The sequence below is a fragment of the Gorillibacterium massiliense genome (assembly GCF_000455485.1).
GTDB classification, from domain to species: Bacteria; Bacillota; Bacilli; order Paenibacillales; family NBRC-103111; genus Gorillibacterium; species Gorillibacterium massiliense.
Genome location: NZ_CBQR020000145.1, coordinates 1 through 13,119, shown reverse-complemented (window position 1 = coordinate 13,119; position 13,119 = coordinate 1). Strand labels below are relative to the sequence as shown.

Annotated in this window: 11 protein-coding genes; all 11 read right to left on the bottom strand. The window is 50.8% G+C overall.

Features of this window, described 5'->3' with window-relative positions; genetic code table 11:
- Positions 1 to 13 precede the first annotated feature (13 nt).
- Positions 14 to 814, bottom strand: a complete 801-nt coding sequence (locus TJ79_RS19255; RefSeq protein WP_040951978.1) for a response regulator transcription factor — start codon at positions 812 to 814, stop codon at positions 14 to 16.
- Positions 811 to 2,574 (bottom strand): sensor histidine kinase, encoded by a 1,764-nt coding sequence (locus TJ79_RS19250; RefSeq protein ID WP_040951977.1) that lies wholly within the window; start codon positions 2,572 to 2,574, stop codon positions 811 to 813. The genes TJ79_RS19255 and TJ79_RS19250 overlap by 4 nt, the downstream gene beginning before the upstream one ends.
- Positions 2,575 to 2,859: 285 nt before the next feature.
- Positions 2,860 to 3,801 (bottom strand): carbohydrate ABC transporter permease, encoded by a 942-nt coding sequence (locus TJ79_RS19245; protein WP_040951976.1) that lies wholly within the window; start codon positions 3,799 to 3,801, stop codon positions 2,860 to 2,862.
- Between the two features lie 15 nt (positions 3,802 to 3,816).
- Positions 3,817 to 4,791 (bottom strand): ABC transporter permease, encoded by a 975-nt coding sequence (locus TJ79_RS19240; protein ID WP_040951975.1) that lies wholly within the window; start codon positions 4,789 to 4,791, stop codon positions 3,817 to 3,819.
- 108 nt (positions 4,792 to 4,899) lie between these two features.
- A complete protein-coding gene (locus tag TJ79_RS19235; RefSeq protein WP_040951974.1) occupies positions 4,900 to 6,624 on the bottom strand; it encodes a type 2 periplasmic-binding domain-containing protein in 1,725 nt (574 codons plus the stop codon).
- Positions 6,625 to 6,733: 109 nt separating this feature from the next.
- Positions 6,734 to 8,476 (bottom strand): histidine kinase, encoded by a 1,743-nt coding sequence (locus TJ79_RS19230; protein ID WP_040951973.1) that lies wholly within the window; start codon positions 8,474 to 8,476, stop codon positions 6,734 to 6,736.
- 20 nt (positions 8,477 to 8,496) lie between these two features.
- Positions 8,497 to 10,068: a response regulator gene (locus TJ79_RS19225; protein ID WP_040951972.1), complete on the bottom strand. Its 1,572-nt coding sequence runs from the start codon at positions 10,066 to 10,068 to the stop codon at positions 8,497 to 8,499.
- Positions 10,069 to 10,110: 42 nt separating this feature from the next.
- Positions 10,111 to 10,872, bottom strand: coding sequence for an SDR family NAD(P)-dependent oxidoreductase (locus TJ79_RS19220; protein WP_040951971.1), 762 nt, complete (start codon positions 10,870 to 10,872; stop codon positions 10,111 to 10,113).
- Between the two features lie 3 nt (positions 10,873 to 10,875).
- Positions 10,876 to 11,451 carry a peptide-methionine (S)-S-oxide reductase MsrA gene (gene msrA / locus TJ79_RS19215; protein WP_272944760.1) on the bottom strand — a complete coding sequence of 192 codons (576 nt, stop codon included), beginning with the start codon at positions 11,449 to 11,451 and terminating at the stop codon, positions 10,876 to 10,878.
- 177 nt (positions 11,452 to 11,628) lie between these two features.
- On the bottom strand, positions 11,629 to 12,423 hold the full coding sequence (locus TJ79_RS19210; RefSeq protein ID WP_040951970.1) for an ABC transporter ATP-binding protein: 795 nt from the start codon (positions 12,421 to 12,423) through the stop codon (positions 11,629 to 11,631).
- Positions 12,423 to 13,119, bottom strand: a 697-nt coding sequence (locus tag TJ79_RS19205) for an ABC transporter permease (protein WP_040951969.1), incomplete at its 5' end; no start/stop codon positions are given. The genes TJ79_RS19210 and TJ79_RS19205, both read right to left, overlap by 1 nt.

Genomic DNA, 13,119 nt, shown 5'->3' with positions numbered 1-13,119 from the left:
AATAATGCTCTCTTCATTGGACACTCGCTTCCATTTCGTTCCGCATGGATCGGTACTGCCCCGGGCTCATCCCTTCATTATCCTTAAACAGCTTGTTGAAATATTTGACGGTCTGATAACCGATACGGTCAGCAATCTCCGCTATGGGCAGATTCGTTTTCAGCAGCAGCTCCTTCGCTTTCTGCAATTTTCTGCGGGCTACGTATTCGGTGAAATTCATCTGGATCTGATCTTTGAAAAGCACGCTGAAATAGCTCCCGTTCAGGTGAACATGCTCAGCGACATCCTTCAGGCTGATGGCCTCCTCGATATGCATTTCCACATATTCAATCGCCTGGCGAACGGGATCGCTTAATGCGGCTTCTTGGTCCTTAACCGCCATCAATTGCGGGTCGGCCATCTTTTGCATGAAGCCGATGCGGTCCCGCTCTTCCCCAGCTTTAAGAGCCTCCTCTACGGCTGCGTATAGTTTTTCTCTACTGACCGGCTTCAGCAAATAATCCGCAACAGACAAATGGATTGCTTGCTGGGCATATTCAAACTCGGCATGGCCGGAAATGAGAATAACGGAAGGCTGGCGCATCATCCGATTTTCCTTCATTCGGCTCACCAAAGTAAGTCCGTTGATTTCCGGCATGCGAATGTCGGTGATGACGAGATCCACCGGAACGCTCTCCAGAATTTCCAAAGCAGCCACCCCGTTGCCTGCGGTGAGGATCTCATATTGCCCGGCTGCCCATACCCCCAATAGTTTCTTCATACCTTCTCTCGATCTCAGCTCATCGTCGACGATAAGGATCGTTCTGTTCCTCATAGTTTGTTCCCTCCATGGATAGGTATATGAATTTTTATGCGGGTACCATGGCCTTTCCGACTTTCGATGGCGATTTCTGCGGTCTTGTTGACCTCATCTGCAAAAAACAACTGGAGTCTGCGCTGCACGTTGGCGATTCCGAGGCCGGATTTTTTGGAGGAGGGCACTTTTCCGCTTTCCAGCCCTTCCACAAGTTTCCGCATCTTCTCCTCGTCCATCCCTGCCCCATCGTCCTCCACTGTGATGGCGATCCGATCTCCTTCACTCGTAACCGTCAAACTTACCCGGCCGGGTTCAATCTTACTTTCCACCCCATGCAAAACGGCATTTTCCACCAACGGCTGCAGCAAAAGCCGCGGCAATTCCACATCTCCGTATTCAGGCGGAGCATTGATCTCCCAGTCAAGGTGGTCTTCCAGACGCATCTTCATAATGAGCAAATACCGCTCAACATGCTCCAACTCTTCACGCAGCTTCACCCATTCGGATTTATTAGGCCCTGTGATGGTATAGCGGAATAAATCGGACATGGCGACGACATACTCGGCCAGCTTGTCTTCATCCTTATCCAGCAGTGACCAGTACAAAGCATCCAGGGTATTAAACAAAAAGTGCGGATTGATTTGGGCTTGAAGCGCTTTTAGCTCGGTATGACTTCGGGAAAGCTCCTTCTCATACACCAACTGGATCAGTTCGTTGATGTTATCGACCATTTTGTTATAGGAATAATTCAATTCTTGAATTTCGATGGTAGACGACACGTGTTCGATGGGCTTCAAGATGCCGAGGCGGGTGCCTCTCATGGTTTTGATCAGTTTGAAAACGGGCCGAGTGATGATGGTAGACAGGAAAAACGAAAGCAAGGTAAATAACACGGTGCCTATACAGGCCGATACGACGATGGTCGTGCGCAAAATCGATGTCCCTTTGGTGACGGCGCTAACCGGCGTTAAGATGAGCAGCGTCCACCCCGTAACGGATGAGCGCTGTTTGACGACGATAAAGGACCGATTGCCGATGGAAGCCACCTGATCATTGGATGCCTCCGCCAACGTGACTGCCGTTTTTTGCGATATGGTGTCGTCATTGGACGTGATCAGTTGACCGTCAGCGGCGAGGAGCAGCACCGTCTCCCCTGTTCCCTCACCGGATAATGAGCCTTTCAAGGCAAACTTGCTGCGGTCTGCACGGATGAGCAAATAGCCGCCTGACGTGAAATACCGGTCGATAAGGCTGACCCGCCGAATAGCCAGAAGTGATGAGGAATCCGACGGGTCAATGCCGAACCACACGAGACTTCCTTCCTCCATCGCCGCCTGCCCGATCCAATCCTTAGGTACCTTGTCTCCAAGACTGCCCCCGTCGAGAGGGTACAATCTCGCCCCGCTATTGTTGTAAAGCTCGACGGATTTGATGCCGTCTGTGTAGATTTGAACCAAATTGATAATAGGCTGTAGTGCCTGCCGTTCCGCGAAGGTAGAGTGGGAGCCATCCATTTCCTGCAAAAGCAGCTGTTGTACGTACCCGTTGGTCGAGACCAACGTCGTCAGGGAATTGATCTGTTCGAGAATGACTTCCAGGCGGCCGTTGGCCTGAATCGCGGTTTGCTGGATATGCTTCTCCGCGTTGTTCTTGAGCAGAGTCGAGACCGAATGGAACGTAATCCCACCGACAAACGTCAAAATGATCAGCATGACGGCGAGAAAGCCAAGCAACATTTGGTTGCGCAGCGTATTGAACCTCGACAACTTCGACCGCATGCAGTCGGCCCCCCCTTCGACATTCGGAACTTGGATTCCGTAAGGGCTTACAAAATTTCATTGTCTGAAACAGCGCTCGACCTGCAAATATTGGCAAATCGTTGCCGCTCGGATACATCATCGTACTACATCCTATCCTTTTTTCAAGTTTGTGTACAGTACCCGGATGATTTACCAATCGATTTACGGCTCCGTCGCTGGATGAAAAAGTAGCTGCAAATAAGAGAAGGAACCTCCATTGGAGATTCCTCTGTCTCTTAATGCCGTCGATCGGCATTCCGCCGATCAGCCTTTCACGCCGCCAACCACCATACCTTTCACAAAATACTTCTGCAGGAACGGATAGATGATAATCATCGGCACGGAGGCCACGATCGTCATCGTTGCACGGACCGAAATTGGGGAAACCTTCATCGTCGATCCGCTACTCGAACTCGCAAACGCAGATGCCGCATCATTGGTCGTATTCGAATTCTGCAAAATTTTCTGAAGCTCATACTGCAACGTGCTGAGGTTTTGATGAGACGAGGTGTACAGCATGACGTCAAACCACGAGTTCCATTGACTGACAACCGTGAACAGCGCGACTGTTGCAAGGACAGGGAGACTGAGCGGCAGTACGATATTGACGAACGATCTAAAATCTCCCGCTCCATCAATGGTAGCCGACTCGATTATGCTTTCCGGCAGCTGCTCGATAAAGGAACGGATGACGATCAAGTTAAACACGCCGATAATCCCTGGTAAAATGTAGACCCAAAAGTTATTGACCAAGTGCATATCCCGGTAGAGCAAGAAAGTCGGAATCAACCCGCCATTAAAATACATCGTCAAAATAAAAGCAATGGTAACAAATTTCCGCAGAACATAATCTTTCCGACTGATCGTGTACGCGACCATCGCAGAGCTGAAAACCGTAACGACCGTGCCGATAACGGTACGAAGAGCCGAGATGAGTGTCGCATGGTAAATCGAGTCTTCTTTGAACACAAATTTATAGCTTTCCCAGGAGAACATTCGCGGCCATAAGTAGATCCCCCCTTTGACCGAATCGCTAGCGGCGTTTAAAGAAACGGCGATTGTATTGATAAAAGGGTATAGGGTAATGATCATTAAGAGGGTCAGAAAGGTGTAAACGATGCCATCGAATAGTTTATCGTTAATCGTAGAGTTACGGCTTGAGAACTTGAACTTGCTTTGTTTTGAGGCAGCTGTCGTATTCGCCATTCCAATAACCTCCTTCTAGAACAATCTTTCTTCACCCATCCGTCTGGCGATATTATTCGCTGTGAATAGAAGAATGAAGTTGACTACCGTTTTAAATATGCCAGCTGCAGTAGCAAGCGGGAATTTAAATTGCTGGATCCCGTACTTCAATATATATAAGTCAATGTTCTGGGAATAATCGACGTTCATACCGTTACCGAGCAGGTACTGCGGATCGAATCCCGATTCCATCAAATTTCCGATATTCATAATTAACAATACGATAATAACAGGTCGAATGCCTGGCAGCGTGATACTCCACATCCGTCTTAACCGGCCCGCTCCGTCCATTTCCGCCGCTTCATACTGTGCAGGATCGATCGACGTGATGGCGGCCAAATAGACGATCGTATTCCAGCCTACATCTTTCCATACCTGACTTACACCTAAAATCCCCCAAAACCAATGGGCTTTACCGAGGAATAACATTTCCTGACCACTGTGGATAATCCCGGTCCACTTCAACAATTCATTAATAATACCATCCGGAGCCAGCACATTTTGGATAATGCCCGCGGCGACAACCCACGAAACAAAGTGTGGCAAATAACTAACCGTCTGTGCGACGCGTTTGAACGCGACTTTACGAACTTCATTAAGAAGCAGTGCCAAGGTAATCGCCGTAACGAAGCCTAACACCAAATTAATTACGCTCATTGCCAGCGTATTTCTCAAGTCTTGTATAAAGAGATTGTCTGCAAATAATTGCTTGAAATACTTCAACCCAACCCATTTTTGCTGGCTAAAGTGTTTGGCCGGAGCATAGTTCTGGAAAGCGATCGTCCAGCCCCAAATCGGCACATATCTAAAGACAAATAACCAAAGCACAAAAGGAACGGACATGACTACCAGCATCCGTTGTTGAAACAGCCGTTTGAAAAACAGCTTCAGCCCTGCCGCTTTTTGATCTGAAGTCAAAGGCGATGTTGCCAGTGTGGTGTTATTCTCCATGATTCTCTCTCCTTCCCGTCGGGCAAAAAATAGGAAAGGAAAGGCCGGACTTATGCACGGATCAGCACGCTAAGCCGGCCTTTCGCTATTTCCTATCATTCAGTTCGATTACTTTGCAACATCCATAACTTTCTTGATTTGTTCCGTCGTCCACTTCTCATAGCCGGCCGTATCAAGCTTGTTGAACTCTTTGATGTAATCGGCCCAAACGCCTTCGAAATCGGCAGGTTTTGCAAGGACCATTTTCGGGAAGTATTTCTTCGTCAGATCGTCTTTCTTCGTCTCCCAGGTTTTCTCTGGCGAGTCATTGTCTTTCGCGAAGCTCCATGCCGGGTACCATGGGCGGTCAGCCGGTGCAGAGAACATTGCGGAATACGTTTTAACGCCATATTTACCAAGAATCATCTTGTCCGCATCCGTCAACGTTGTTTGGAATACTTCAGGCTGATAGCCTGGAGCTAAAGCATTGCCATCCGAAAGGGTAGAGGAGGTGTTATATTGCGGCCAATCCCAATCGTAGGTCGAAAAACCAAAGCTATCTTTGAACGCTTGGGAGGAAAATTTCGTGATTTCTTCTGGCGTTTGGAAGAAGCGGCCGTTGGCGTCAACTTCGTACGTTTCGCCTTTGATGCCCCAAGATCTAAGAACTTGATTCTCTTCTTTCAGCAGGTTATCAAAGTATTGAACGATGCGGGCCGGATCCTTCGCGCTCTTCGTGATGCCTACCCCACGGTTGCTCGTCCATCCAGGAGGATCCAGATAGGCGTCTTTCGTTCCATCGAACGTTACCGGCAGAGGGAAGTATACGTAATCGTCTTGTGCCGGATCTTTTCTCGCTGCGTCATTCAAAGCATTTTTCGCATCACCGATCTGCCAGCCGTAGTCGAAGAAGCCTACGACTTTGTGGGAGGTCAGTTTCGCGATGTACTGATCGTAGTTGTCTACGAATGAAGATTTATCGAACAGACCTTTACCGTTCAGATCGTTCAAGGTTTGCAGCCAACGCTTGGTAGAGTCAGAACCGGCATACGTCTTCGCTTCAAACGTACTCAGGTTAACCTCGACGTTACCGTCGTTCGGATAGCCATCCAAATGCATCGGCGGGTTGGACGTTGCGAAGAATCTCCAGTCGTTCGTCAGCGTAAGCATGCCGGTCAGCTTCTCGTCGCTATGTTTGGCAACGAAGTCTTCGACCAACTTGATGTATTCATCCAAGGTTTTGATTTGCGGATAACCGGCTTCCTTCAGCACGCGGCGTTGAACCCAGAATGCGCCTTGGTTGATGTTCGGATCCGCAGTGTAAGCTCCGACTTGAGCGGAGAACGGCAGGAAGTAAATATGGCCGCCGTAGTCGGCTTTCATGCGGTCGAAATACGGGCCGTAAACACGTTTGATATTCGGGCCGTATTGATCGATCAGGTCATCCAGCGGGATATATGCATTTGCTTTCATTATGGCATCGATCCCAGCGTCCGGAGCCATGACGTCCGGATACTCGTCAGAAGCAATAAAAGTACCGATTTTCGTGGTCAGGTCACCGACCAAGTGCTCGATCTTGAAGTTGACGCCCGTTTGATCTTCGAGGGCTTTACCGATGGTCGTCTCGTTCGTATTGACGTCCTTATCACCAGCAACCCCATTAAAGAAAGTAAACGTTACTTTGTCCAGCGGCTTTTGTGTAGGTGCTGCGCTTGCCGCACTTGTGGCCGCTCCCCCTGAGGAAGCACTTGGACTTACGCTTTCATCTGCCTTCTTGTTACTTGAGCAGCCGGCAAAAACGGATGCCAACATCACGGACGCCAAAACCAGCGATAAAACTTGTTTTTTCGCCATACTTGAGCCATACCCCTTTCAAATCTACTTATTGTTGAAAGCACTTTCATTATAAAGGGCTATGCTCTTCCTTGATTACCCGGCAAAGTATAGTTCCTACTTTGAAAAACTAAGCTCTTTCGCCTGGGATCGTCAGGGTTATTTCCGTGCCTTTACCGTTTTCACTGGCCAAATCGAAGCCGAAATCGGCGCCGTAATAGAGTTTTAGCCGATAGATGACGTTCTGGATGCCCACCCGCTCGCCCATTTCCTCATCGCGTTTCAGATAGGAGAGAATGCGCTCAACGGTGTCCGGGCCCATGCCGATGCCGTTGTCTTTCATGTGGAAGAGCAGGTTGCCGCCCTCACGGGTGATGCGCATTTCCATTCTTCCTCCGTTTTTCAAAGGCTCGATACCATGAATGCTGGCGTTCTCCACAAAAGGCAAGAAGGTCATTTTCGGGATTCGGCAATCCAGCGCCTCGTCGTCCACTTCAATGGCGTAATCCATTTTGTCGCCGAACCGGTATTTCTGGATTTCCAAAAAGCAATGAATAAACTCCATCTCCTCCCGGACTTGCACCATGTCCTTGCTCCACGCCAGGGAGTTGCGGAAAATTTTCGCCATGTTGTGGATGATCCGAGCTGTCTCCGTCTCGTTCTTCATCAAGCTGCGCATGCGGATCGTTTCCAGTGCGTTAAAGAGAAAATGGGGGTTGATCTGGCTTTGCAGCGCATTGAGTTGGGCATGCCGCCGCTGCAGCTCCAGGTCTTTCCGCTGGATATCGGCCACGTAGACGTCATTGATCAGACTGTCGATGCGCCGGGTCATCCGATTGAACTCGCTGGTCAACTGGCCGATTTCGTCCCGGGCTTCACCGCCGTCGATGGTGTCGAAGTTTTGGTTTTTCACCTTTTTCATATGCCGCAGAACCCGCGTAAGCCGCGTATTGAGAGATCGGGTAATCCAAACGATGACCAGCGTCGGAATGAGCAAATTCAAGCTGGCCAGCAAGAAGATGAATTTCCGCGAACCTGTAAGGGCTTTCAAAACTTCATCTTCTGAGATTGTGCCAATAACCCGCCAGCCCTGCAGGTAGTTGCCTCCGGAAAACTCCGTTGCAAACTCCATCGTATCCTTCGGTTTTTTCACATTGTCGTAGAGAATCTGTCCGTGCGTCCAATTGATCACAGGGTCCGTTGTATATTCAATTTCATTATTCTCGTTAAGGAGATAGATATAGCCATCTAGATTCAAGTTGTCGAAGGTCGCCTTGATCGTGTCCGTGTTCATGTCGATCTTGACGAACTTGGGGACTTTTTTGGCCTCGGAAAAGTAATTCAGCTTGCGAACGATGCTGAAGGTATCGTATTTCCCTACCGTTTCGGTCTTGAACAAGAGTGGCAATGACTGGGTTGAGCCGTTCACGGCTTTATACCAGTCCGTGTCCTTGACCTCTTCCGTGATAGGCGTGACATAACCCGATGTGAGTATCGTCGGATTGTCAACGTAAAGGTTGATCGCTTGCACGGAATTATACAGCGGACTGTAACTGGTCAGCGTTCGGCGCACATAGTCGTAAGCCTCAACGTAATCGGCGGGGTTTACATATTGCGTCTCCAAGGTTTCGTTCAACAACTGGTCCGTATAAAAGCTGGTGGAAACCGATATCGTGTCCACCACTTGCTTCTTGAATTGGTTGGCGATTTGGTCCACAGCCCGGGTGATTTCCTTGATGCGTTGATCCCGAACATTTTCCATCGTTACGCTGTAAAAGACAATGTTGGTTACCAAGATGGGGAAAAAGACGGAGGCAAAATAGAGGAGGAGCATCTTGCTGCGCAGGCGGACATTATTTAAGCTTGGTTTCACGGCCAAAGCCCCTTATCGGTTTATTTCAGCTTGCTGCGGTACTCGGATGGCGAACATTTTTCCAACTTTTCGAACTGGGTGACAAAATAATCCGCATTGTTAAAGCCTATTTTTTCCGCTATCTCATAGATGCGGAGATCGGTCTGGCGCAATAGCTTTTTCGCTTCAGCCACGCGTATCTGCAGCAGGAACTCGTTGAAATAAACACCGTACGTCTTGCGGAATAATTGCCCCAGATAGACAGGATTCATGTAAAATTGAGCCGCGATGCTTTTCAAACTCATATTCTCTTGGTAGTTGGTTTCGATGTAGCTTTTTATTTTTTGAATGCCACCTCTGCCTGTTTCCCTGCGGCGGTTGGAAATCACTTGCATGCTTTCTTCCGTCCAATTGGTGAACAGCCGTTTAATCTCTTGCAGCGTCAGATTCATGTCCTGCCAGCTGATGATCGGCTCCAGTTGGGTCATATCATCTTCGTCCCCCTCCATCTCGCGGATAATCTTCAAGACGGCGGAGACGCATTGATGAATGCTCAGTTTCACCGCTTCAGGGGCATACCGTTTTTCCTCAAATTCTCGGAACATTTCTTCGATAGCGGCATTCACTTCCGCTTTGCTCATCTCTTCCATTTTCTCCGTAAGCCGTTGGTAGACGGAAAAGTCCATATGGACATGGTTGAGCGACTTTTCTTTAATCCTCTCAAAGATCACCAGCCGGTCTGCGTTTTCCGCGTACTTGTGCTGCAGCGCCTCTCGAGCCGACCGATAGGACTGGCTCACCTCTGCAAGACTCCCAACGCTTTTTCCGGCATACAAATATACAGGCTGTGCCATCCCGCGCTCCAACCGCTGCCGCAGCTCTTTGAGGAACCGCTCCAGGCTTTGGCCGCTTTGGTCCATCCATTCCACCGGCAGGAGCAGCCCCCATCGGTTACGGTGCTGGTGTACATAGATGCCGCGGCCCTTCTCCAAGCAGTTGCTGACGGACAGCTTGATTTGCCGCACAACGTCGTCATAGGTGAAAGGGTTCGCCTTAAGCTGCCAAGGCGTCCAATCGTTCACCTCAATCAGGATATACCGAAAGACGCTGTCGGCCGATATGCCGTAGCGTTTCGCCCAATGGGCGATATCTTGGGCACCGGCCTCCCCCTTGAGCAGGGCGTCCATCGATGCGCTGTCCAGTAGATGCTGGCTCTTCATGCGAAAAAGCTTGTCCTGGCTGATCCGCCGATCCAGGTTGCGCAGCGTTTCCCGTAGTTCGTCCTCATCGATGGGCTTCAGCAGAAAATCAAACACACCGTAGCGCAGTCCCTGCTGGGCGTAGGCAAAATCGTCATAACCGCTGATGATGATAAACTTTGGCTTCCGCTCCATTTCCTCTTGAGATCTGCGGATCAGCTCCAAACCGTCCAGAACAGGCATGCGAATATCCGTAATCACTAAATCAGGTTGGATGCGATGAATAAGTTCCAGAGCGTCTTCCCCGTTATCCGCTTCTTCTATGACTTCATAGCCGCAATCTTCCCAACGGATGAGATTCCGTAGTCCCTTGCGGGCAAAGATCTCGTCGTCTACCAGTAATACCGTGTGCACGTAAGGCTGCCCCTTTCGCTAACAAGGTCGTTCTTTTCGCTTCTAAATGCCCGGCATAATGCTGCCACCGCTAACCGGAAGAAAGGCGCCGGAGATGAAGCCAGCCAAATCCGAGGCGAGAAAAGCGACGGCATTGGCGATTTCCTGATCCGTCCCCCGGCGCTTCAGCGGCACGTTCCGTTCATATTCCTCACTGTGCTCCGTGTTGTTGTCCCGGTCCCGCTCGCTGATGGTCCAGCCCGGTGCCACTTGGTTGACGGTGATTCCATGCTCGCCCACTTCCTTGGCCAGCACCCGATATACGCCGTCCATGCCCCGCTTGCCTGCAACATAAGCCGATTGACCCGGAAGAAGCTGCATGGAGCATTCGGTATTGATGCCGATAAACCGGCCGCCTTTTGCCGCGATCATGCCTGGGATAAATGCTTTTGCCAGAAAAACGCTCTGCAGCACGCAAGACTCGAACTGGCTAACATAATCGGACGCCGGCTGTTCCAAAACAGAGGTCCACGGATATTGAATGACCGCATTGGCGACGACGATGTCGACGGCGCCTAGCCCGGCGGCAACTGCATCCTTCATGTTCCGGACCGACTCCTCATCGGTAATGTCCGCGTATACGGTTACCGCCCGACGGCCCAAAGCTTGAACCTCCTCTTGCAGCTCCAATGCCTTGCTTTCATTTCCACGATAATGGATGGCTATATCCGCCCCGCATTCCGCTAGAGTTCGGACCATGACACGGCCCAATTGGCCTGTAGCGCCTGTAACTAGCGCGATTTTTCCGGATAGATCGATATTCATCTGCTATTCCTCCTGTGCCCGGTAAGCCGGTTTGACGGCAGCCTCAACCGAACCGCGGTTTTCGGCGATAAACGTATCCCGGCCGGATTTTTCCCTGTCCTCTTTATAATGCTTCGGGTTTTTCTTATGGTAATCCTGGTGATAGTCCTCCGCCTTGTAAAACGTAATGGCCGGAACGATCTCCGTCACTATAGGCTGAGTAAAAGCGCCGCTGGCTTCAAGACGCAGCCGGGAGCTTTCCGCCCGCAGACGTTGGTCCTCGTTATGATAAAAAATCGCCGTGCGGTATTGGCTGCCCCGGTCGTGGAACTGCCCCCCGGCATCGGTGGGATCGATTTGCGGCCAATACAGCTCCAGCAGCTTTTCGTATGGGAACACTTCCGGATCAAAGGTGATCTGGACAACCTCGGCGTGGCCTGTCGTGCCGCTTTTTACTTCCTCGTAGGTTGGGTTTTCGCGGTAGCCGCCCATGTATCCAGATTCTATCCCATAGATTCCAGGGAGATCATCAAACGGCGTCACCATGCACCAAAAGCACCCTCCGGCGAATGTCGCTAATTCCTTTTTTTCTTGGCTCACTCGCTTCAACCTTCTTTCTCTGAGTTTCCGTCTATCTTACTATTAACCATATCACGATTGGAATGTGAAAAAAATCCCTGTCGAATGAGTTCGTCAGGGATTTGGTTTGCATTGAAACGAAGTTGAGGTAAATCATGTCGTAAAATCGGAACTGCTGAACATTTGGACCAACGGTCCTTAACCGAGAACGATCCGGTCGTCGGTCAGCTTGTGGCCGCTGATCTGCTCGAACTCGCCCAGCAGTCGTTCCACGGTGAGATCTTGCTTCCGTTCCCGGGGAATATCCAGCACGATGCGTCCTTTATCCATCATGATCAGCCGGTTGCCAAGCCGGATGGCCTGCTCCATGTTGTGGGTGACCATCAACGTTGTGAGCGAAAGCTCGCGGATGATCTCCTCGGTCAGCCGGGTGATCAGTTCCGCCCGTGCCGGGTCCAGAGCGGCGGTATGCTCGTCCAGCAGCAATATTTGCGGCTCGGTGAAGGTCGCCATGAGCAAGCTCAAGGCTTGGCGTTCGCCGCCGGACAGTAGACCGACTTTCGCCCGCAGCCGGTTCTCCAGACCGATGCCGAGACGCGACAGCTGCTCCCGGAACATGCTGCGCTTCGCGGCGTTCACGCCAAAGCGCAAGCCTCTCTTTTTGCCCCGGTTATAAGCCATGGCCAAATTCTCTTCGATCGTCATGCGCGGAGCGGTGCCGGCCATCGGGTCCTGGAAGACCCGGCCGATCCAGCGGCTGCGGCGGAACTCCGGCAGGTTTTGGACTTCGCTGCCGTCGATGAGCACCTTCCCGGCATCCGGCTTCATTCCGCCGGAAATGATGTTCATCAGCGTCGACTTGCCTGCCCCGTTGCTGCCGATGACGGTGACGAAGTCGCCCGGCTCCAGGTGAAGATTGATATCCATGAGGGCAACCTTTTCGTCGGTTGTACCCGGGTTAAACAGTTTGGAAACATGCGTAAGCTGCAACATCACGCATTCCCCTCCTTTGCGCCTGCATCAAGATCCGTAAGCTGGGCTGCCCGGCGCTTCGCCGCGCTTTTTTGCTGCAAAGAGCGCTGAATGGTGGGCAGGACGAGGGCGATAATGACGATGAGGGCGGTGATCAGCTTCAAGTCTGTTGTCTTGAACAACTGGACTTCCAGAGCCAGCGCCACGATTACCCGGTATACGATCGACCCGACGATAACGGCGATGGTGGCGACGAAAATTTTTCGGCTGCCCAAAATCGCCTCGCCGATAATAACCGACGCCAAGCCGATTACGATCATGCCAACGCCCATAGAGATATCGGTAAAGCCGGACTGCTGGGCGATCAAAGCGCCTGATAGGGCGACAAGGCCGTTGGACAAGCTGACGCCGAGAATGGTCGTGTTGTCCGTGTTAGCCCCGAAGCTACGGATCATCCGGGCGTTGTCTCCCGTCGCTCTCAGTGCCAGTCCCTTATCCGTGTGCAGGAATGCGTCCAAAAGCAGTTTGATGATAATAGCAAAACCCGCCACCGCGGCAATCCGCACCCATTGAGAGTCCAAACCGGAAAACAGCGTCTTTTCCCCGTATACAGAAATATTGGACTTTCCCATAATCCGGTTGTTGATGGAATAGAGGGCGATCATCATGAGAATCCCGGACAGGAGTCCGTTGATTTTCCCCTTGGTGTGGAGCAGG